The sequence below is a fragment of the Sphingobium agrisoli genome, assembly GCF_041877245.1.
In the GTDB taxonomy this organism is placed as follows: Bacteria; Pseudomonadota; Alphaproteobacteria; order Sphingomonadales; family Sphingomonadaceae; genus Sphingobium.
The window spans coordinates 1-20,404 of the sequence record NZ_JBHDJI010000021.1 but is presented as its reverse complement, the minus strand read 5'-3'; the positions used below and the strand labels follow the sequence as shown (position 1 = coordinate 20,404).

The window sequence follows — 20,404 nt, the reverse complement described above, 5'->3', positions numbered from 1 at the left end:
GATACCTTCAGTCCCGCCGAATGCCGCAATTATCTCACCAACTCGGGGTACGGATCAATCTAATGTCATCCGACTCTAGTGTGGCCTGCCAGGCTAGATTCGGCGCTTATGCATCTGCCCCACAACGACAGCCCCTATAAAAGAGGTAAGCGCTTGATGATCGTCATGATCCTCGCGATGCCAATTATTATATGGATTATCCCCACCGCTTTGACGGTTTGGGGCCTTCCTGCTCGGAAATTACACTTTGTAGTTCTTCCGCTCGGGCTGCTATGGCTGTTTCTAGGCAGCATTTGGAGCTTTGTGGTCTCCTGTCAGAAATGCGGAAGATCGGTGTTTTTACGACGCTTCATGATAAGTACTCCTTGGCCCGCAAAGACATGTAGCAAGTGCGGTGCAGACTTGACTGTCGACCCGTCAATCACATGAGGCTTCACACCCGAAATGTCGGCTTTATATTCAACCATGGGCATTATTTAACGTCGGCAAATGGTCGTCCGCAGACACTGATCAAGCCGCACCCCTCGAATGACTGACGCGCCAGAGCCTCTCCCTACTTCCGCCCGAACAGCTTCTCGATATCCCCATGGCCGAGCTTCACCCAGGTCGGGCGGCCGTGGTTGCACTGGCCTGAGCGGGGCGTGACTTCCATCTCGCGCAGCAGGGCGTTCATTTCCGCGACGCTCAGCACGCGACCCGCGCGGACCGATCCGTGACAGGCCATGGTCGCGGCGACGAGGTCGAGCCGTTCCTTGAGCGACAGCGCGCTGTCATAGGCGGCGAGATCGTCGGCGAGGTCGGTGACGAGGCCCTGCACGTCCGATTGCCCCAGCATCGCCGGCACTGCCCGCACCAGCATCGCCGAAGGGCCGAACCGCTCCAGTTCCAGCCCGAAATCGCGCAGTTCGGCGGCGCGTGCCTCCAGCCGGTCGCAGGCGGGTTCGTCCAGTTCGACCACCTCGGGCAGTAGCAATGCCTGCGACGCGACCCGGTTGCCATTTTCTTGGCCTTCCATCGCCCGGCGCATCCTTTCCAGCGTCAGCCGCTCATGCGCGGCATGCTGGTCCACGATGACGAGGCCGTCCTCCGCCTCCGCGACGATATAGGTGCGCGCGACCTGCCCGCGTGCGACGCCCAGCGGAAAGCTGGTTCCTTCGGGCGCGGGGGCGGCGGCGGGTTCGGCCCGGGCCTGGGGCGGCGGGGCGATGAAGGACGGGCGGCGGTCGCCCACGCTCTGATAGAGCGGATTATAGCTGGTAGGCCCGGCAGCCGCCGCCTCGAAGATCGGCATCGCGCCGATGGGGGTCGGCGACACCGGCTCGGGCCGCCATGCGCCAAGCGCCGCCGGGTCGGCCATCTGCACGGCGCGGAAGCCTTCGGCATCGAGCGCGCGGCGCAGGCCGGAGACGATCATGCCCCGGATCAGCGCGGGTTCGCGGAAGCGCACTTCCGTTTTAGCCGGATGGACGTTCACGTCGACTTCGCTCGGCGGCACGTCCAGGAACAGCGCCACCACCGGATGCCGGTCCCGCGCCAGCATGTCGGCATAGGCGCCGCGCACCGCGCCGATCAGCAGCCGATCGCGCACCGGCCGGCCATTGACGAACAGATATTGATGATCGCCCACGCCCCGGTTGTAGGTCGGCAGCGAAGCGACACCGGACAGCCGCACGCCTTCGCGTTCCAGCGAAACGATCACATGATTGTCGGCAAGCTGCCGGTCGGTGAGCGCGGCGACCCTGTCCTCCCGCGCCTCGCCCCCCTGAACGCCCAGCACGCGGCGGCCGTCATGCTCGACCGAAAAAGCGACCGAGGGATGTGCCATTGCGAGACGGCGGAGGATGTCGAGGCAGGCGGCATATTCGGCCTTGGGCGATCGCAGGAACTTGCGGCGGGCCGGCACCCTGGCGAACAGTTGCTCCACCGTGACGCGCGTTCCGGGGGGGAGCGCCGCCGGTCCCTCCGCGACCAGCGCGCCATTGTCCACGGTGCGGTTCCAACCGTCCCGCCCCGCGACGCGGCTGTCGATCGAAAGGCGCGCGACGCTGGCGATCGAGGGTAAGGCCTCGCCACGAAAGCCTAAAGTGGCGACATTCTCGATCGCGTCGTCGGGCAGCTTGGATGTCGCATGCCGCTCAAGCGCCAGCGCCATCTCGCCCGAATCCATGCCGCAGCCGTCATCGCTCACCTCGATCCGGTCCAGCCCGCCATTGGCAAGGCGGACCGACACGCGAGTCGCGCCCGCGTCCAGCGCGTTTTCGACGATTTCCTTCAGCGCGCTGGCGGGTCTTTCGACCACTTCACCGGCAGCGATACGGTTGACCAGATGTTCGGGCAGACGGCGTATTGACATTGATTAGGGACTAGACCAAGCGAGCGCTTTCCGCGAGCCGCGATCCCATATTTTTTGCGCTGCACAGGGCAAGGAAACGGGGCTGATCGGTCGAGCGAAACAGCAACCGACCGGCTCCGCGACGCGCCTGCGGAACGGCGGCGATACAGGATAAGGCATGTCGATCTTTTCGCGTCTCTTCAAATTCTCTTCGCAGGATATGGCCATCGACCTCGGCACCGCCAACACGGTGGTCTATGTGCGCGGGCGCGGCATCGTCCTGAACGAACCGTCGGTGGTGGCGGTGGAGACGCTGAACGGCGTGAAGCGGGTGAAGGCCGTGGGCGTCGACGCGAAGCTGATGATGGGCAAGACCCCGGATTCGATCGAGGCGATCCGCCCCCTGCGCGACGGCGTCATCGCCGACATCGATGTCGCCGAACAGATGATCAAGCATTTCATCACCAAGGTCCATGGCGGCAAGCACAGCCCCTGGCGCGCGCCTGAAATCGTGATCTGCGTACCCTCTGGCTCCACCAGCGTCGAGCGCCGCGCCATCCGCGACGCCGCCAGCAATGCCGGCGCGAGCCAGGTCTTCCTGATTGAGGAACCGATGGCCGCCGCGATCGGCGCCGACATGCCCGTGACCGAACCGATCGGATCGATGGTGGTCGACATCGGCGGCGGCACGACCGAAGTCGCCGTGCTGTCGCTGCGGGGCCTCGCCTACACCACCTCGGTCCGCGTTGGCGGCGACAAGATGGACGAAGCCATCGTCTCCTTCGTGCGCCGTCATCACAATCTGCTCATCGGCGAAGCCACCGCCGAACGGATCAAGAAGCAGTTCGGCGTCGCCCAGCCGCCCGAGGACGGCGTGGGCGAGACGATCCACATTAAGGGCCGCGACCTCGTCAACGGCGTGCCCAAGGAAATCAGCATCAACCAGGGCCAGATTGCCGACGCGCTGGCCGAGCCGATCAGCACGATCGTCGAAGGCGTGCGGATCGCGCTGGAAAATACCGCGCCCGAACTGGCGGCGGACATTGTCGATCAGGGCATCGTGCTGACCGGCGGCGGCGCTTTGCTCAAGGGGCTGGACGACGAATTGCGCGACGAGACGGGGCTGCCGGTGACGATCGCCGAAGACCCGCTGACCTGCGTCGCCATCGGCACCGGCCGCGCGATGGAGGATCCAATCTTCCGGGGCGTGTTGCAAACCGCCTGACGAGAGGGGCTGTAACGCATGGCGCGGCCACCCAGCCGACGCCCCGGCATCAACCGCAGGGCGCAATATAGCCTGTTCGCCAGCTATGTGGTGGCGGTGACGGGCGCGGCCGTCGGTCTGCTGCTGGTCGTGATCGCGATCTTCGATCCCACCGGATTTTCCGCGCTGCGTATCGCCGCGGCGGAAGCAACGCGCCCCCTGTCCGTCACCCTCAAATCGATGGTGAGCGGCGTCAGTTCGGTCGACGAGGTGCTGGCCGCCTATTGGCGCGCGGGGTCGCAGAATGTCGCGCTGCGCCGGCAGGTGGAGGCGGACCGCAACCGCATCATAGAGGCGAAGGCGGTGGCGCAGGAGAATATCCAGCTCAAGAAGCTGCTGAAACTGGTCGATGCCGACAGCAGCCAGGTGCTGACGGCGCGGCTGATCGCCTCCTCCTCCTCCAGCGCGCGCCGCTTTGCGCGGCTCAATGCCGGCAGCTGGCAGGGCGTGCGGCAGGGCATGCCGGTCCGCGCGCCGGAAGGACTGGTCGGCCGCATCCACATCACGACCCCCAACAGCTCCGACGTGCTGCTGTTGACCGACACCAGCAACATCGTGCCGGTGCGCCGCGCGAGCGACAATATCCCCGCCATCTCCACGGGCCTGGGCGACGGATCGGTCGAAATCCGGGCGCTGACCGCCGGGCGAAACCCGTTCAAGCCCGGCGACCTGCTGGTCACGTCCGGCATCGGCGGCGTCTATCAGCCCAATATCCCGGTCGCGGTGGTCGTCCGGGCGCAAGGCGAGATCGCCTATGGCGTTCCGCTCGCCAACCCCGCCCGGGTGGACGCGGTGGTGGTGGAGCGCATCTTCGAGGAAGCGGTGACCCGCCCCGGCCCCGCCGCGCCGCCGGTCGCGAACGAGAGCGTCGCCGCCAACGCCCCCGCGCCATGATCGACCCGCATCTGCACCATGTACCCCGGCTGGGACGGCATCCGTCGCGCTTCCGGCTGCACGGCACGCCGGTCATGACGGTGATGCTGGGATCGCTGCTGACCAGTCTGCCGATCATCGCCCAGTCGCCGGTGCTGCCGCCCTTCGGCCTGCTGCTGCTGCTGTCCTGGCGGTTGCTGCGGCCCGAACTGTGGCGCGCCTGGATCGGCCTGCCGCTCGGCCTGTTCGATGACATGGTGAGCGGCCAGCCGATCGGATCGGCGATGTTCCTGTGGACCGTCGCCCTGATCGGCATCGACGCGATGGAATATCGCCTGGTCTGGCGCAGCTACCGGCAGGACTGGCTAATCGCGATCGTGGCGGTTATCGTCTGCATGGCCGGCGGATGGTTCTTCGCGCGGATCGCCGGCGGAGGCTCTGTGCGTTTTTCCCTGGTGCTGCCCCAGATGTTGTGGACGATCCTGCTCTTTCCCTTCATCGTCCGGCAATGCGCGCGGATCGACCGCTGGCGCGTAATGGCATGAAATTTCCCTTCCTCACGTCCAAGACCGTCACGGAAGCAACCCAGACCTTCACCTTCACCCGCCGGTCGATGGTGGTCGGCGGGTTGCAGGGACTGATCGGCGCGACGCTGATCGGGCGGATGGCCTGGATCAGCATCGTTCAGAACGAGAAATACAGCCTGTTGTCGGAGAGCAACCGGGTCAACCTGACCCTGATCCCGCCGCGCCGGGGCTGGATCATCGACCGCAACGGCCGGCCGCTCGCCAACAACCGCACCGATTTCCGCGTCGACCTGATCCCGCAGCGGATGATCGATCCGCAAGAGACGATCACGCGTCTGGCCCAATTGTTGAAGCTGGAGCCCGACGAGGTCGATCGCATCCGCGACGAACTGGACAAGTCCGCCGGCTTCCGCCCGGTGCAGGTGGCCGACAAGCTGACCTACGACCAATATGCCGCGATCAGCGTTCGCCTGCCCGACCTGCCCGGCGTTGCGCCGAGCCAGGGCTTTTCGCGCAACTATCCTGCTGGCGCGACGGTGGGCCATCTGCTCGGCTATGTCGGCGCGGCAACGGCGGAGGACTATAAGGCGCGCAAAGACCCGCTGCTCATCACGCCGGGGTTCAAGGTCGGCAAGGATGGCCTCGAAAAGGCGTTCGACCGGCACCTGACCGGCAAGCCCGGCGCGAAGCGGGTCGAGGTGACGGCGCGCGGGAAGATCGTCAAGGAACTGACCACCCGTCCGGACTCGCCGGGCCGGTCGATCAAGCTCACCATCGACGCGGGCCTTCAGGAATTTGCCGGCCGTCGCCTCGCCACCCAGAGCGGATCGGTGGTGGTGCTCGACTGCCATAATGGCGATGTGCTGGCGCTCGCCTCGATGCCCAGCTTCGATCCCAACAGCTTTTCCGACGGCATCAGCCATCTGGAATATGAGATGCTGTCGAAGGACGATCACGTCCCTCTCCGCAACAAGACGCTCCAGGGCCTTTATCCGCCCGGATCGACCGTAAAGCCGATGGTAGCGCTCGCCCTGCTGGAGGCGGGGATTTCGCCCATGGAGACGGTGAGTTGTGGCGGTGCGATCCGGGTCGGCAACACGCTGTTCCACTGTCACAAGCGGCGTGGCCATGGCGCGCTCAACATGCGCGGCGCGATCGCGCAGAGCTGCGACATCTATTTCTATCAGATGGCCCAGCGCATCGGCATGGACCGCATCGCCAGCATGGCGCGGCGCGTCGGCATGGGCCAGCGCTTTGACCTGCCCTTCCCCAGCCAAAGCTACGGCACGGTGCCCGACCCGGCGTGGAAGGAGCGGAAATATGGCCAGAAATGGCAGGTCTATGACACGGTGAACGCCACCATCGGACAGGGCTATATGCTCATCAACCCGCTCCAGATGGCGGTGATGGCGGCGCGGCTGGCGACGGGCAAGCAATTGATGCCCAATTTCATCCACGGCGCCCCCCGCCCCGCGCCCGCGAGCGTCGGCGCGACCGAGGAGCATCTGGTCGTGATCCGCGATGCGATGAGCGCGGTCGTCAACGGCGGCGGCACCGGCGGCGCGGCGCGCAGTTCCATTCCCGGCGTCATGATCGCGGGCAAAACCGGCACCGCGCAGGTCCGCCGCATCACCATGGCGGAGCGCGCCGGGGGCGTGCGCGGCAATGCCGGCCTGCCCTTCAAGCTGCGCGACCACGCGCTGTTTCAGGGCTTCGCCCCGTTCGACAATCCGCGCTTCGCCATCGCCTGCATCATTGAGCATGGCGGCCATATCAACCGGATCGAGGACGCGCCGATGATCGCCAGCGACACGCTGTCCTATCTGTTCGATCCCAAGAAGGCGATGGAAAAGCTGGAGACCCTGGAAAAGGGTTGGGGCGGCCCGCCCGCCGAACGGCAGGCGCGCCAGATGGCCGCCTTCCGCCTCGCCAAGGCGATCGAGAAGGGAGAAGTGCCGCCGCTCTCGGACAATGCGGCGGATAATGCAGCCAACGCAGCCGATCCCGCTCCGTCGCCGCCCCCGCAGCCCGCTCCGCCGGCGGGCGAGGACGACCTGCCGCCGCCGGCCAACAGTGCGGTGGCGCCATGAGCATCGTCCCCAAGGCCGTCACCGATTTCCCTTGGCGCATCCTGCTGCTGCTGCTGGCGATCGCAGGGTTCGGCACCGTCGTGCTCTTCAGCGCGGCAGGCGGCAGCATCTTTCCCTGGGCCTTCAACCAGGCGCTGCGCTTCTGCGTCGCTTCGGTGATCGCGCTGGCGCTCAGCCGCATTCCGCTGGAGGTCTTTGCCCGCTACGCCTTCCCCGCTTATGGCACGGTGCTGGCAGCGCTGTTCCTGGTGGAACTGATCGGCGGGGTGGCGGGCGGCAGTCAGCGCTGGATCAACCTCGGCTTCATGCAGTTGCAGCCGTCCGAATTCATGAAGCCGATCATCGTGCTGACGATCGCGCGCTTCTACGCCATGCTGCCCGTGGGCGAGATACGCCGCTGGAACGCGATCTGGCCGGCGCTGGTGCTGATTGGCGTCCCCTGGGCGCTCGTGCTGGTGCAACCGGACCTTGGCACCGCGACGATGATCGCGGCGGGCGGGGTGACCGTCATGTTCCTCGCGGGCCTGCCGCTGCGGCTGTTCATCGGTACGGGCCTGGCCGGCGCGGCGATCATCCCCATCGCCTTCAGTTTCCTGCACGAATATCAGCAAAAGCGGGTTTTGATCTTCCTCGACCCGGAAAGCGATCCGCTGGGCGCGGGCTATCATATCAGCCAGTCGAAGATCGCGATCGGATCGGGCGGCCTGTGGGGCAAGGGCTTCCTCAACGGCTCGCAGAGCCATCTCGACTATCTGCCGGAGGGGCATACCGACTTCGTGTTCGCGACCATGGCGGAGGAATGGGGGCTTCTGGGCGGCTCGCTCATGATCATCGCTTTCCTGCTGCTGTTCCGCTGGGGCATCCGCGTGGCGATGCGAACGCAGGACAAGTTCGCGCGACTGACGGCGGCGGGGCTGACGACGACGATCTTCTTCTACGTCGCGATCAACCTGATGATGGTGATGGGGCTGGCCCCGGTGGTCGGCATCCCCCTGCCCTTCATGTCCTATGGTGGATCGTCGATGCTGACGGTCATGCTGTGCGTGGGCATCATCATGGCGATCGACCGCGCCGGCAAGCGACGCGCCAACCCCGGAAACTGGGCATGAGTCATGGGACTGAAATTTTTCGAGGCGCCGGCAATTTAGGGTTTGCGAATCCGCAGGACGCTGCTAATTGCCCGCCCACGACGACGGGCGCTGCCTTTGCAGAGCCCCAGATCGCCGGTGTGGACGCATAGCTCAGTTGGTAGAGCAGCTGACTCTTAATCAGCGGGTCCTAGGTTCGAGCCCTAGTGCGTCCACCACATCTTTGCACATCACGGCATCAGCCGCCGCCGCCCTTCCCACAGGTGCCATCGCATCGCCAGCGCGGCGCCTTCGGGATCCTGTGCGCGGATCGCGTCGACGATGACGTCATGTTCGCGCAGCATCGTCGCGATCACTTCGGGCGGGCGCGATCGGCTGATGTCGACGCCGGCACGCATGATCTTCTCGATGTCGGGGTTCAGCGCGTCGAAGGCGAAGCGGAACGCCGGGTTGCCGGTCGCGTCGGCTATGCGGCGGTGCAGTTCCATATCTTCGGCATGGGCGGGCTCGCTCGACAGCAACGCCTCGCGCAGCATCGCCATGCCGTCCTCGATCCGCAGCATTTCCTGCGGAGTGCGGCGCGTGGCGGCCAGGCGCGCGGCCTCCGCCTCCAGCACGAAGCGCACTTCATAGCTGCCCAGAGTCGTCGGCAGCTCGGCCGAATTGACGAAGGCCGCGAGCCGGTCCGAAGGGCGGCTCTTGACGAAGGAGCCTGCGCCCCGCCGCGCCTCGGTTATGCCGTCGGATGCCAGCCGCATCAGCGCCTCTCGCACGATCGCGCGGGACATGCCGAACATTTCGGCCAGTCGCGCTTCGGACGGCAGGCGCGCGCCGACCTCCAGATCCTCCGACTGGATGATGTCGACGATCGCTGCATAGGCATGGTCGGAAAGGCGGGGCGGGCTCATGCGCGGCCTTACAGGATGCTGCTGGCGAGGAGAACCAGCAGCAGGCCGACGACCGCGACCACCGTCTCCATCACCGACCATGTCTTGAAGGTGCCGGGCATGTCGGTGCCAAGATAGCTTTTCACCAGCCAGAAGCCAGGATCGTTCACATGGCTGAAGAAGAGCGACCCTGCCCCGATCGCCAGCACCATCCATTCCGGCGCGACGCCGGACGCGGCGACCAGCCCTTCCATCACGCCCGCCGTGGTGATCGTCGCCACGGTGGCTGAGCCGGTCGCGAGGCGGATACACACCGACACGCCCCAGGCGAGCAGGATCGGAGAGATGGCCCCGCCCTCCGCGATCCGGACCAGCATGTCGGACAGCCCGGCCGTCACCAGCACCTGCTTGAGCGCGCCGCCCGCGCCGATGGCGAGGATGATGCCGCCCGCCGGCGTCATCGCCTCGGTCCAGATCGCGCCCTGCACATCCCTGTCGGTGATGCGCCGGCCAAACAGCAGCGGCAGCGCGACCAGCACCGCGACCAGCAGAGCGACGACGGGATCGCTGATCCATTTCAGCCACAGGAACTGCGCGGCGACCGGCGGCGGCATCAGCGCCACCGCCTGCCCCGCCGCGATCAGGACCACCGGCAGCAGCACAGCCGTCAGCGCGCGCCCGATGGGCGGGGTCGGAACATCAAGCTGCACCGGATCGAGCAGCGGCGGATTGAGCGTCACGCCCGGCGCGGTGAAGCGGGCCAGCAGCGGCCCGGCGATGATCGCCGTCGGGATGCCGACCAGCAGGCCATAGAGCAGGGTTAGGCCAAGGTTCGCGCCCAGCGCGTTGACCGCCAGCAGCGGCCCCGGATGCGGCGGAACGAGCGCGTGGACCACGGACAGGCCGGCGAGCGCGGGCAGCATCAGCTTGAGCTTGGCCGTATCGTCATTCTGGCCGTTGGGGAGCGCGGCAGCGGCCGACGCCACGATGGGAAGCAGCAGAACGAGGCCCGTCTCGAAGAAGAGCGGCAGGCCGATGAGCAAGGCGGTGAAAAGGCTGGCCCATGGCGCGCCCCTTACGCCCGAGAGCCGAAGCGCCGCGCCCGCGATGCCCCCCGCCCCGTTCGACAATTGCAGCATCGCGCCGAGACCAAGGCCGAGCGCCACGACCAGCCCGGTGCCACCCAGGATCGTGCCGGCGCCCTTCTCCACCGCCTTTGCGGTCTCCTCCATCGGCAGGCCGGCGATCAGGCCGACGGTGAACGCGCCGCACAGCAGTCCGACGAAGGGATGGAGCCGGCCCCGGATGATGAGCAGGATGGACAGGGCGATGCCGGTGACGGCGGCGAACAGCAGCCGATAGTCAGCGGGGTTCACCAGCGCTTCTCGCTCGGCAGGGCGCCGGCATGTCGGCCCCTCGCATCAGCCCGTGGACGAAATGATAACGTCATCCCCTCACCCTCCCCAATTCCCGTTAAGTCGCCGATTCGCCCATTGATCGCGAAAATCTGTTAGACAGGTTTACAGCGGAAAACGCGGCATAACTAGGATAAATTCGATCATATACGACTTTTCGCTTGAACCTGTCTGACTGATTCTCGTATCGTTAGCGCTAACGAATCCAGCTGCACCCGTCCTCGTCGGCGCAGCGAACGGGACCAACAGGGAGAGGTAAGATGCACGCCGCGACCGAACTGCATGGCATTCTCGATCACCAGCCACGCCGCCCGGCGGAGCCGCCGCACCTCACGCCGACGCAGATGAAAGTGCTGCGCTGCGTCTATTCCGGCCTGCTCAACAAGCAGATCGCGTACGAGCTGGGCATGGCCGAGGCGACCGTGAAGGTCCACATGACCGCATTGATGCGCAAGCTCAACGTCCGCAATCGTACCCAGGTCGCGATCGCGGCCGGGCATTTCGGCTGGATGCAGCACGCCTGATTTGATACGCCGATTATATCCTATAGGATTGAGCAGAAACAGGCGGCGCTGGCCGCCGGATGGCGGAGAGGCAGAAGGCATGGCGCATTCACGCAGGGAATTGATCGGCGGCATGGGGCTTGGGCTGGCGCTGGCGGGGTCCGGCGTGCCTGCCGCCTTCGGCGCGACACGCAAGATCGGATATGCCGTGGTGGGGCTGGGCTCCTATGCCACGCGGCAGATCATGCCCAACTTCGCCGGTTGCGATACCGCGCGCCTCGTCGCCCTGGTCAGCGGCACGCCTGCCAAGCTCGACCAATATGGCGCGCAATATGATATCCCCAAGACGCACCGCTACAGCTATGCCGATTTCGACCGCATCCGCGACAATCCGGATATCGACGCCGTTTACATCATCCTGCCCAACAGCATGCATGCCGAATATAGCATCCGCGCGGCGCAGGCGGGCAAGCATGTGATGTGCGAAAAGCCGATGGCGGTATCCGTGGCCGAAGCGCAGGCCATGATCGCGGCGTCGAAGAAGGCGGGCAAGAAGCTGATGATCGGCTACCGCTCGCGCTTCGAGCAATATAACCGCCTCGCCATCGATCTCGCGCGCAGCGGCCATGTCGGCCCGACCCGGCTCATTACCGCCGAACATGGCTTCCCCGCGCAGCCGGGCATCTGGCGGCTCGACCGGCCGATGTCGGGCGGCGGATCGCTGATGGACATTGGCATCTACAGCCTGAACGCCGCCCGCTACCTGACCGGCGAGGAGCCGGTGGAGGTCAGCGCGGTCGATTCGACCGATCGCACCGATCCGCGCTTCAAGACGGTCGAGGACCGGATCACATTCATGCTCCGTTTCCCCTCCGGCATCGTCGCCAATTGCGTGTCCAGCTACAGCAGCTCGCACAATGGTTATCGGGTGATCGGCACCCAGGGCTATATCGATATGGAGCCCGCCACCCCCTATCAGGGACAGAGCATGTCGATCCGCAAGGATGGCGTGACCGCGCCGCGCGTCCTGCCCGCCGCGCCCAAGACCCAATTTGCGGGACAGCTCGATCATCTGGCCGAATGCATCCTGGCCGACACGACACCGATCGTGCCAGGTGAAGAGGGGCTGGCGGACATGCGCGCGATCGAGGCGATCTACCGGTCGGCGGCGGAACGGCGCGCGGTCGCGATCCGCGCATGATCGACCGTCGCACGCTGATCGCAGGCGCGGCGGCGCTGCCGCTGGCGACCGCCGCCGCCCGCGCCGCCGCCCCTGCCCCCGCGCCCCGGATCGACCGGATCGATCCCGCCTTCGACCATGTCGTCCCGCCGGGCGCGACGGTCGAGTTTCTGGGACAGGGCTATCGCTGGGCCGAAGGACCGATCTGGGTGCCGCAGGGCGATTATCTCCTGTTCAGCGATCCCGCGTCCAACATCATGTATCGCTGGACCCGCCAGGACGGCATCACGCCCTTCCTCTCGCCGTCCGGCCTGCAAACGCCGGTGCCGCCGGAAATCCGCGAGCCCGGCCTCAACGGCATCGCCGTGGCGGCGGACGGCAGGCTGGTGGGCGCCGACAGCGGATCGCGGGCGATCGTGCGCGTGGATCTCGCCACCAAGCAGCGCACCATCCTGGCCGACCGGTTCGACGGCAAGCGGTTCAACAGCCCCAACGACATGTGCATCGCGCCATCGGGGACGATCTATTTCACCGATCCGCCCTATGGCCTGAAGGACGCCGACGCTTCGCCGCTGCGCGAGCTGGATTTCTGCGGCCTGTACCGGCTGACGCCCGACGGCGCCGTTACCGTGCTGGACCGCAGCCATCGCCGGCCGAACGGGGTCGCGGTCTCGCCTGACGGGCGGACGCTCTATCTCGCGCTGTCGGACGAAAATCAGCCCGAACTGCTCGCCTACACGCTGGATGACAAGGGACTGCCCACCGGGCGGCGGGTGTTTCTCGACATGCGGAAAGGGCGCGCCGCCGGCGATCCGGGGTTGCCGGACGGGGTGAAGGTGCGCGCCGACGGGCATGTCTTTGCGACCGGGCCGGGCGGGGTGCATGTCTGCACGGCGCACGGCAAGCTGCTTGGGCTTATCCGCACCGGCAAGGCGGTCGCCAACTGCGCGATCGGCGAAGGAGGGCGAACCCTGTTCATGACATCGTCCGACCGGCTGGCGGCGGTGCCCCTGATCGCCTGACCCTATTTATAGCGGCCCATCACCACCTTCAGCCAGACCGGCCGGTCGACCAGATTGAGGCCATAGTCGGTCTGGTCGCCGTTCCAGATGCGGTCGACCACCCACTGGTCGCCCGCGAAATGCCCTTCCTCCACGCGCACCACCATGCCGCCGGGCGCGCTGCCGGGCCTGGGCGCGAATTCGGCGCGGGCATAGTCGCCGGTGAGCAGGAATTCGTCGGGCGAGAGCTGCGCGACGACGAGGCCCCCGACCGGCTCCTTGGCCCAGGGCGGGCGGCCCGCTTCGGGAAACCAGGTCTCCCGGCCGAAATTCCATTGGCCAAAGCTCGCCGTGATGGTCCAGTCGCCCATCGTGGTGCTCACCGGCGCGCCGTCATCGGGGCGGGACACGCCCCAGGTCTGATGCGCGAAGGCGATCTTCGCCCAGGGCGCGGCGGCGACGATGCGATATTTGGACGCAAATGCGTCGAGCGTCGGCTCGTCCAGCCGCACCGCACCGAGCGGATGGTTGTTATAGCCGCTGTCATCCATGCCGAACGGCGAGAAACCGATCGCCCCCTTCCCCAGCGCGGCCCAGAAGAAACGCGCATATTCGCGCGCGTTGCCGATTTCCGGCACCATCAGCGCATTGTCGGGCCGGGCATAGATGTCCAGATGCTTGACCACATTGCGGCTCACCCGGTCGTAAATGTCGGGCGCGGCGATGTCGATCGAGGGCGCGGCCGCCTTCCAGATCGGGATGACGTCGCCCTGCGGCCCGCCGCTCGACACCTTCATGGGATCGGGCGTTGTGAATGGATCGGCCAGCGCGGCGTTCACATACATGGGCAGTGGCTTCACCGCCTTGCCCGCCGCCGCCAGCGCCTCGACATAGCGGGCGGTATGCCATGTGTTGAACGCGCGGTCGGCCTGGTCGCCGAACAGGGCCGCCCATGTCCCCGCCGGCTTGCCCAGCGCCCTTGTCAGCGCCGCCGGCACCGGCGCTTCGAACAGCGTCTGCGCCGCCGCGCCATAATCGCGCGGATTCTGGTAGCTGCCGGTTTCATTTTCCGGCTGCACCATGATGACGCTGTTCTGCGCGTCATTATCGCGCAGATAGGTCATCAGCTTGACGAAGGCCCGCTTGTCCGCCTCCAGCGTCGCCGCGCCATGGGCGGAGAGCACGTCATGGTTGCTGCCGTCCTTCTTCTTCATGCGCGGGAAGCGGCGATTGTCGAGCTTCACCCATTCGGGCGTGTAGGTCAGGTTGGTGTTCTTCCATGTCCCGAACCACAGCAGCACCACGCGCTTGTCGTGCCGCCGCGCCTCGTCGAGCAGCGTCTGGACAAATGAAAAGTCGAACTTGCCTTCCCGCGGTTCGATCTGCTCCCAGGCGACCGGCACTTCCACGGTGTTCGCGCCAATCCGGTCCAGGATCGGCCAGGCGGTGGCGAGCGGCGCGGCATAGTTGCTGCTGTTGTTCACCTGCCCCCCCAACATCAGGAAGGGCGCGCCGTCCACGATCAGCGCATGGCGGCCATTCCTCGTTTCCAGATGCGGGATGTCGGTGGGGGACTGCGCCGCGAGCGGGGGCGCGACCATCAGCGATGCGGCGAGAAGAAGGGCGCGAAAACGCATGGGCGGCCTTTCGACATGAGAGCGGGCTTGCCTCCTGCTTAATACTCATACATTTGTCTGGAAAGCCGCGTGAGGTCGTAGGCGGGCACTAAGGCCGCTCCAGCGGCGTTTAAGGGAGGATGGCCAGTGAACAGCATCGATCGTCGTACCGCTCTGATCGGCGCAGGGCTGGCGGCTTTACCGACGATCGCAGGCGCGCAGACGGTGGCGAGTGACGAGATCATCGACCTGTGGCCAGGCCCGCCGCCCGGCAGGACCGGTGCGAAGATCGTCCGCTCGATCGAGGCACGCCAGGACGATCCTGCCCATCCCGACCGCTGGGTTCGCGGCGTCGAACGGCCCGTCATGATCGTGCGCCGCCCCGCCCGCCCGAACGGCGCGGCGATGCTGGTCATACCCGGCGGCGGCTATGGATTCCTGTCCTACGACAATGAAGGGACGAGCCAGGCCGACTGGCTCACCGCGCGCGGGATCACCGCCTTCATCCTGCTCTACCGCCTGCCCGCCGAAGGCTGGAACCAGCGGCAGGACGTGCCCTTGCAGGACGCGCAGCGGGCCATGCGGATCATCCGGGCGCGGGCGGCGACGTTCAATGTCGATGCGACACGAGTCGGCGTTCTCGGCTTTTCGGCCGGCGGCCACCTCGCCGGATCGCTCGCAACGCGCCACGGGGAGACCGTCTATGCCCCCGTCGATGCCGCCGACGCGCAGCCGGCGCGCCCCGACATGGCCGGTCTCGGCTACCCGGTCGTCAGCCTGGACGCGCCCTTCACCCATGGCGGATCGCGCGACAATCTGCTTGGCGTCAACGCCACCGAAGCGATGCGCCGCGCCTATTCGGTCGACCGGCGAGTCGACGCGCGGACCGCGCCCGTCTTCATCTTCCACGCGGCCGACGACAGCCTGGTGCCGCCAGCCAATGCCATCGCCCTGTTTCAGGCGATGGAGGCGGCGAAGCGACCGGTCGCTCTGCATATGTTCGAGGATGGCGGGCATGGCTTCGGCGTCAAATTGCCAAGGACGAAACAGGGCTCGCTCTGGCCCGATCTCTTCGCGGCCTTCGCCTCCAGCCATGGCGTCATCCCCGCCTGATCTACAACTTTAGACGCACTGGCGCGGCCCGCCTCGACCGGCAAGATCGCCGCGCGCGTTCGGCACAGGAGTAACACATGGCAAAATGGACAATCATGGCGGCGGCGCTGGGCAGCATCGCGGGGATCGGCCCCGCCTTGGCCGAACCGATGGCGCTGCTCGACCGGAATGGCAGCCGCGTCGCGATCGAGCCCTATGCACCGAACATCGTCCGCGTGACGATCGCGCTCGACAAGGCGCTGGCGGAGGCGCAGCCTGGGGACGGGCCGATCGCCAAGTCGGATTCGACTGGCTGGTCGCATCGCAGCGATGCGAGCGGCGACATATTCGCCTCCTCGGCCCTGACCCTGACCATCGACGCCAAGCCCTGGCCCTACGCGCCGGGCCAGATGGAACGCTACTTCGCGTCCGCCCTGCCGCCGGTCAGCCTGTCGGTCCGCGACGCGAGCGGGACGCTGCTGACGAAGATGACCGGCTGGGAGATGGCTCCCGTCACCGTCAACGGCGAAAAGACCTTCAAGGTCGGCGCAACCTTCGATTCGCCCGCCGACGAGCATTATTACGGCCTCGGCCAGAATCAGGAGGGCGCGCTCGACCTTCGCGGGCGTCAGATCGACTGCCAGCATCATTATGACGCGCCTGCGGGCGAGACGGTCTGCGTCCCCTTCATGGTCACGAACAAGGGCTATGGCATCGTCTGGGACAATCCGGCGCGCACCTTGGTCTGGCCCGGCCTCCATTCGACCACCCGCTGGCAAAGCCAGGTCGGCGAGCGCGTCTCCTTCTTCGTCATCACCGGCAAGACCACCGACGACCTGTATGCCGGCTATGCTAAGCTCACCGGCGAAACACCGTTGCCGCCCAAGGCGGGTTTCGGCCTCATCCAAAGCAAGGCGCGCTATGAAAGCCAGCAGGAACTGCTGGGCATCGCCAACGGCTATCGCCAGCGGGGCCTGCCCCTCGACGTCATGGTGCTCGACTGGTTCTATTGGACCCGCATGGGACAGATCGACATCGACCGGAACTATTTCCCCGATCCCAAGGGGATGAACGACACGCTCAAATCCATGGGAATGCGCTCGATCATCAGCGTCTGGCCGCGCTTTGAACGCGAATCGCGCTATTTCGACATGCTGGCGGCCAAGGGCTTTCTGCTGCATGACAAGGACGGCAATCCGATCGACGGCCTGCCGATGCGCTATGATCGCGCGGGGGCGCTGATCGACAGCACCAACCCGGATGCGCGCGCCTGGTTCTGGGGCACGGTGCGCGACAATATCCTGAGCCAGGGCTTCGACTGGCTGTGGCTGGACGAAACCGAGCCGGACGTGATCCCCGACGGCTACTGGTTTGCGCGCGGGTCGGGCGATCGCTATCACAATCTCTACCCGCTGGTGCATACGTCGGGCGTGGCCGAAGGCTCCGAACGGGACCGCCCCGCTTTGCGAAACATGATCCTTGCACGCGCCGCCTATCTGGGGTCGCAGCGGACCGGCAGCCTCTTTTGGTCGTCCGACGTCCATTCGACATGGGACGCGCTGCGCCGGCAGGTTCCGACCGGGCTCAACTTCACCGCCTCGGGCCTTGCCTATTGGGGCAGCGACATTGGCGGCTGGCAGACGCCCAAGGGGCCGAAGGCGGAGCGGCCGGTGCTGGTCGATCCCAAGGGCGCGATCGCGATGAGCCCGGATTACCCCGATTATCCCGAACTGTTCGTGCGCTGGTTCCAATATAGCGTCTTCACCCCCACGCTCCGCATTCACGGCCAGCGGCCGGGCACGGCGCTTTGGGAGTATGGCGCGGCCGCCGAGCCGATCCTCGCCGAATGGCTGCGGCTGCGCTACACGCTGATGCCCTATCTCTACGCGCTGGGGCATCACACCTATGAAAGCGGCGCGCCGTTCATGCGCGCGCTCTTCATGGACTTCCCGAAAGACCCGAAGGTCGCGACGATCGGCGACCAGTATATGTTCGGCCCCGCCTTCCTCGTCGCCCCGGTGACCGAGCAGGGACAGACGAAGCGCCCGGTCTATCTGCCCGCCGGAACCGCCTGGTATGATTACTGGACCAACCAGCGGTTCGAGGGCGGCCAGACGGTGGAGGTGGATACGCCGATCAACCGTATGCCACTGTTCGTGAAGGCCGGGTCGATCGTGCCGATGGGCGCGCCGGTCAAGAGCACGGCCGAGAAGCAGAATCTGGAAAGCATCCGCGTCTATCCGGGGGCGGACGCGCGCTTCACCCTCTATGATGATGACGGCACCACCAACGCCTATCGCAAGGGCGGGATGAAGGCCGAACTGGTCTGGGACGACAGGACGCGCCAGCTGACCACCAAAGCCAAGCTGCCGACCGGGCAGGCGCTGACCGGCCTCGTGCGGATCGTCGGCCAATGAAGGAGAAGGACATGAACGGGATCAACCGCCGCGAACTGGGCCTCCGCCTGGGCGCGACCGCGCTGGGATCGGCGATCGGCACTGGCGCGCAGGCGCAGCCGTCCGCCCCCGCCTCCGCGCCGGACGCCATGGCCTTCCCGCCCGGCTTCCTCTGGGGCTGCGCCACCGCCGCCTATCAGATCGAGGGCGCGGCGAAGGAGGACGGGCGCGGGCCGAGTAACTGGGACGTCTTTTCCCACACACCCGGCAAGGTGGCGAATGGCGACACCGGCGATGTCGCCTGCGACAGCTATCATCGCTATCCCGAGGATATCGCGCTGCTCAAAGCCCTTGGGGTGAAAGCCTATCGCTTCTCCATAGCCTGGTCGCGCATCTTTCCCGACGGACGCGGCAAGCCCAATCCCAAGGGCGTCGACTATTATAACCGTCTGGTGGACGGGTTGCTGGCGGCGGGGATCGCGCCGCATGTGACGATGTTCCACTGGGACTTGCCAGCGGCCTTGCCGGGCGGCTGGCAGAACCGCGACACCGCTTACGCGTTCGGCGACTATGCCGCCTATATGGCCGGTCGCCTGAGCGACCGGGTGCGGCATTTCATGACCGTCAACGAACTGCTCTGCTTCACCGATCTCGGCTATCTGACCGGCGGCAAGGCGCCCGGCCTGAAGCTGCCGCAGAAGGAAGCGAACCAGGTGCGCCATCACGGCGTACTGGCCCATGGCCTGGGCGTGCAGGCGATCCGCGCCAACGCGAAGGCCGGGGTTCAGGTCGGCCTCGCCGAAAACCCGTCCATCTACGTGCCCGCGATCGAGACGCCCGAGCATATCGACGCTGCCAAGAAGGCGATGCGCGACAGCAACGCCATGTTCCTGACCGCGATCATGGAAGGCCGCTACCTCGACAGCTACCTGACGGAGCAGGGCAAGGACGCGCCGGCGGTCAAGGACGGCGACATGAAACTGATCGGCGCGCCGCTCGATTTCCTGTCGATCAACGTCTATACCGGCAAGATGGTGCGGGCCGACCCGACCAGTCCCACCGGCTACGCCATCCTGCCGATGACCGGCGAAGCACCGCGCATGCCGTCGAAATGGCTCTATGTGACGCCCGAGGTCATCTATTGGGGGCTGCGGTCGATCAGCGAGATGTGGAAGCCCAAGGCGCTTTACATATCCGAAAACGGCTGCTCGGCCGACGACACGGTGAGCGCCGATGGCAGGGTCTATGACACCGACCGCGTCATGTATCTTCGCAACTACATGACCCACCTTCAGCGCGCGGCGCGCGAAGGGCTTCCGATCAAGGGCTATTTCGTCTGGAGCCTGATGGACAATTTCGAGTGGGAGGACGGCTACACGAAATTGTTCGGCATCCACCATGTCGACTTCAAGACGCAGAAGCGCACGCCCAAGTTGAGCGCCGACTGGTATCGCGAACTGGTGCGCACCAACCGGCTGGTGTGACGGATGGAAGGTGATGGCGGGGGCGGGAGGACAGAGGCCTTTCTGCCTGCCGTGATGAGAGAAATGCGCTGCGATCCTTGCGCCCGTCCTCAATATTCCATATTTTGAGGACATAAGGCGGTGCAATGTCGAAGACCATGACCCTGAATGTGCGTGTCAGCGGCGCCCTTGGCGATTTTGTATCGGCCAATGTCGGCGCCGTTGGCACATATGAAAATGTCAGCGAATATGTCCGCGACCTGATCCGTCGGGACAAGGAACGGGTCGAGGCCGAACGGTTTGCCCTCCTCCAGGCCGAATTGGCCAATGCCTTCGCCGCTCCGGAAAGCGAATATCAGCCGCTGGACGCCGATGCCATCATAGCCCGTAACGCTCGCCGCTGAGCATGTCCCGTTATCGCGTGCAGAACGCAGCCGGTCGGCGGATCGACCAAATATTCGTCCACACACGCGACACTTGGGGGCAGGATCAGACCGAAGCCTATATCCGCGGCCTGTTTGTCCGGTTCGCCGATATTGCTGCGCGCCGGGTCGCTTGGCGCGATGTGCCACCCGAATTCGGGGTCGATGGCTTTTATACCAAGGTGCATTGATCAGAACCCATGGGCCCATTGGCGCAGTCCGAGTGACATGATGCGCCAGGGCTGCTCGACGAGC

Annotated in this window: 17 protein-coding genes and 1 tRNA gene; 14 read left to right on the top strand and 4 right to left on the bottom strand. The window is 65.9% G+C overall.

Translation table 11 applies throughout. The annotated features are described in order from the left end of the window. Nucleotides 1-553 precede the first annotated feature (553 nt). Nucleotides 554-2,353: a DNA mismatch repair endonuclease MutL gene (mutL, locus tag ACETPF_RS20495; RefSeq protein WP_373936468.1), complete on the bottom strand. Its 1,800-nt coding sequence runs from the start codon at nucleotides 2,351-2,353 to the stop codon at nucleotides 554-556. A gap of 157 nt (nucleotides 2,354-2,510) precedes the next feature. Between mutL and ACETPF_RS20490 the strand changes: the two genes are divergently transcribed. The 6 genes from ACETPF_RS20490 to ACETPF_RS20465 all read left to right on the top strand — a co-directional run bounded on the left by ACETPF_RS20490 (nucleotide 2,511) and on the right by ACETPF_RS20465 (nucleotide 8,392). Next, nucleotides 2,511-3,557, top strand: a complete 1,047-nt coding sequence (locus ACETPF_RS20490) for a rod shape-determining protein (protein WP_024019606.1) — start codon at nucleotides 2,511-2,513, stop codon at nucleotides 3,555-3,557. An 18-nt stretch (nucleotides 3,558-3,575) separates the two neighbouring features. Beyond that, entirely contained in the window at nucleotides 3,576-4,490 is a 915-nt protein-coding gene (gene mreC, locus ACETPF_RS20485; protein ID WP_373936467.1) for a rod shape-determining protein MreC, read from the top strand. Continuing rightward, entirely contained in the window at nucleotides 4,487-5,014 is a 528-nt protein-coding gene (gene mreD, locus ACETPF_RS20480) for a rod shape-determining protein MreD (protein ID WP_373936465.1), read from the top strand. The genes mreC and mreD overlap by 4 nt, the downstream gene beginning before the upstream one ends. Continuing rightward, nucleotides 5,011-7,086 carry a penicillin-binding protein 2 gene (gene mrdA / locus ACETPF_RS20475; RefSeq protein ID WP_373936463.1) on the top strand — a complete coding sequence of 692 codons (2,076 nt, stop codon included), beginning with the start codon at nucleotides 5,011-5,013 and terminating at the stop codon, nucleotides 7,084-7,086. Before mreD ends, mrdA begins: the two co-directional genes overlap by 4 nt. Then, the gene (rodA, locus tag ACETPF_RS20470; protein ID WP_373936462.1) at nucleotides 7,083-8,195 is read left to right on the top strand and encodes a rod shape-determining protein RodA; all 1,113 of its coding nucleotides are present in this window, start codon (nucleotides 7,083-7,085) and stop codon (nucleotides 8,193-8,195) included. Before mrdA ends, rodA begins: the two co-directional genes overlap by 4 nt. 121 nt (nucleotides 8,196-8,316) lie before the next feature. Next, nucleotides 8,317-8,392 (top strand) — tRNA-Lys (locus tag ACETPF_RS20465). Between the two features lie 12 nt (nucleotides 8,393-8,404). Here ACETPF_RS20465 and ACETPF_RS20460 read toward each other — a convergent pair. Both ACETPF_RS20460 and ACETPF_RS20455 read right to left on the bottom strand, forming a co-directional pair. Further along, nucleotides 8,405-9,082, bottom strand: a complete 678-nt coding sequence (locus ACETPF_RS20460; protein WP_373936461.1) for a FadR/GntR family transcriptional regulator — start codon at nucleotides 9,080-9,082, stop codon at nucleotides 8,405-8,407. A gap of 8 nt (nucleotides 9,083-9,090) precedes the next feature. Further along, a complete protein-coding gene (locus ACETPF_RS20455; protein ID WP_373936460.1) occupies nucleotides 9,091-10,437 on the bottom strand; it encodes a GntP family permease in 1,347 nt (448 codons plus the stop codon). Nucleotides 10,438-10,736: 299 nt separating this feature from the next. Here ACETPF_RS20455 and ACETPF_RS20450 point away from each other — a divergent pair, with 299 nt between their 5' ends. From ACETPF_RS20450 to ACETPF_RS20440, 3 genes are all read left to right on the top strand, one after another. After that, nucleotides 10,737-11,000 (top strand): helix-turn-helix domain-containing protein, encoded by a 264-nt coding sequence (locus ACETPF_RS20450; protein WP_373936459.1) that lies wholly within the window; start codon nucleotides 10,737-10,739, stop codon nucleotides 10,998-11,000. Between the two features lie 79 nt (nucleotides 11,001-11,079). Further along, nucleotides 11,080-12,180 carry a Gfo/Idh/MocA family protein gene (locus ACETPF_RS20445; protein WP_373936458.1) on the top strand — a complete coding sequence of 367 codons (1,101 nt, stop codon included), beginning with the start codon at nucleotides 11,080-11,082 and terminating at the stop codon, nucleotides 12,178-12,180. Then, nucleotides 12,177-13,181 (top strand): SMP-30/gluconolactonase/LRE family protein, encoded by a 1,005-nt coding sequence (locus tag ACETPF_RS20440; protein ID WP_373936457.1) that lies wholly within the window; start codon nucleotides 12,177-12,179, stop codon nucleotides 13,179-13,181. The genes ACETPF_RS20445 and ACETPF_RS20440 overlap by 4 nt, the downstream gene beginning before the upstream one ends. Nucleotides 13,182-13,183: 2 nt before the next feature. On the opposite strand, the gene ACETPF_RS20435 is transcribed toward ACETPF_RS20440, so the two are convergent. Beyond that, nucleotides 13,184-14,797: a DUF5597 domain-containing protein gene (locus ACETPF_RS20435; protein ID WP_373936456.1), complete on the bottom strand. Its 1,614-nt coding sequence runs from the start codon at nucleotides 14,795-14,797 to the stop codon at nucleotides 13,184-13,186. 126 nt (nucleotides 14,798-14,923) lie between these two features. Here ACETPF_RS20435 and ACETPF_RS20430 point away from each other — a divergent pair, with 126 nt between their 5' ends. The 5 genes from ACETPF_RS20430 to ACETPF_RS20410 all read left to right on the top strand — a co-directional run bounded on the left by ACETPF_RS20430 (nucleotide 14,924) and on the right by ACETPF_RS20410 (nucleotide 20,340). Then, a complete protein-coding gene (locus ACETPF_RS20430; RefSeq protein ID WP_373936455.1) occupies nucleotides 14,924-15,889 on the top strand; it encodes an alpha/beta hydrolase in 966 nt (321 codons plus the stop codon). Between the two features lie 77 nt (nucleotides 15,890-15,966). Continuing rightward, a complete protein-coding gene (locus ACETPF_RS20425) occupies nucleotides 15,967-18,285 on the top strand; it encodes a glycoside hydrolase family 31 protein (RefSeq protein WP_373936454.1) in 2,319 nt (772 codons plus the stop codon). An 11-nt stretch (nucleotides 18,286-18,296) separates the two neighbouring features. Beyond that, nucleotides 18,297-19,748: a GH1 family beta-glucosidase gene (locus tag ACETPF_RS20420; protein ID WP_373936453.1), complete on the top strand. Its 1,452-nt coding sequence runs from the start codon at nucleotides 18,297-18,299 to the stop codon at nucleotides 19,746-19,748. Nucleotides 19,749-19,873: 125 nt separating this feature from the next. Continuing rightward, on the top strand, nucleotides 19,874-20,131 hold the full coding sequence (locus ACETPF_RS20415) for a ribbon-helix-helix domain-containing protein (RefSeq protein ID WP_373936452.1): 258 nt from the start codon (nucleotides 19,874-19,876) through the stop codon (nucleotides 20,129-20,131). Between the two features lie 2 nt (nucleotides 20,132-20,133). After that, complete coding sequence (locus tag ACETPF_RS20410) at nucleotides 20,134-20,340, top strand: hypothetical protein (RefSeq protein ID WP_373936451.1); 207 nt, start codon at nucleotides 20,134-20,136, stop codon at nucleotides 20,338-20,340. Nucleotides 20,341-20,404: the final 64 nt, after the last annotated feature.

Bases quoted from the DNA above. Each gene is read 5' to 3' on its own strand.
- mutL (WP_373936468.1), bottom strand. From the start codon at position 2,353: ATGTCAATACGCCGTCTGCCCGAACATCTGGTCAACCGTATCGCTGCC.
- ACETPF_RS20490 (WP_024019606.1), top strand. From the start codon at position 2,511: ATGTCGATCTTTTCGCGTCTCTTCAAATTCTCTTCGCAGGATATGGCC.
- mreC (WP_373936467.1), top strand. From the start codon at position 3,576: ATGGCGCGGCCACCCAGCCGACGCCCCGGCATCAACCGCAGGGCGCAA.
- mreD (WP_373936465.1), top strand. From the start codon at position 4,487: ATGATCGACCCGCATCTGCACCATGTACCCCGGCTGGGACGGCATCCG.
- mrdA (WP_373936463.1), top strand. From the start codon at position 5,011: ATGAAATTTCCCTTCCTCACGTCCAAGACCGTCACGGAAGCAACCCAG.
- rodA (WP_373936462.1), top strand. From the start codon at position 7,083: ATGAGCATCGTCCCCAAGGCCGTCACCGATTTCCCTTGGCGCATCCTG.
- ACETPF_RS20460 (WP_373936461.1), bottom strand. From the start codon at position 9,082: ATGAGCCCGCCCCGCCTTTCCGACCATGCCTATGCAGCGATCGTCGAC.
- ACETPF_RS20450 (WP_373936459.1), top strand. From the start codon at position 10,737: ATGCACGCCGCGACCGAACTGCATGGCATTCTCGATCACCAGCCACGC.
- ACETPF_RS20445 (WP_373936458.1), top strand. From the start codon at position 11,080: ATGGCGCATTCACGCAGGGAATTGATCGGCGGCATGGGGCTTGGGCTG.
- ACETPF_RS20440 (WP_373936457.1), top strand. From the start codon at position 12,177: ATGATCGACCGTCGCACGCTGATCGCAGGCGCGGCGGCGCTGCCGCTG.
- ACETPF_RS20435 (WP_373936456.1), bottom strand. From the start codon at position 14,797: ATGCGTTTTCGCGCCCTTCTTCTCGCCGCATCGCTGATGGTCGCGCCC.
- ACETPF_RS20425 (WP_373936454.1), top strand. From the start codon at position 15,967: ATGGCAAAATGGACAATCATGGCGGCGGCGCTGGGCAGCATCGCGGGG.
- ACETPF_RS20420 (WP_373936453.1), top strand. From the start codon at position 18,297: ATGAACGGGATCAACCGCCGCGAACTGGGCCTCCGCCTGGGCGCGACC.
- ACETPF_RS20415 (WP_373936452.1), top strand. From the start codon at position 19,874: ATGTCGAAGACCATGACCCTGAATGTGCGTGTCAGCGGCGCCCTTGGC.
- ACETPF_RS20410 (WP_373936451.1), top strand. From the start codon at position 20,134: ATGTCCCGTTATCGCGTGCAGAACGCAGCCGGTCGGCGGATCGACCAA.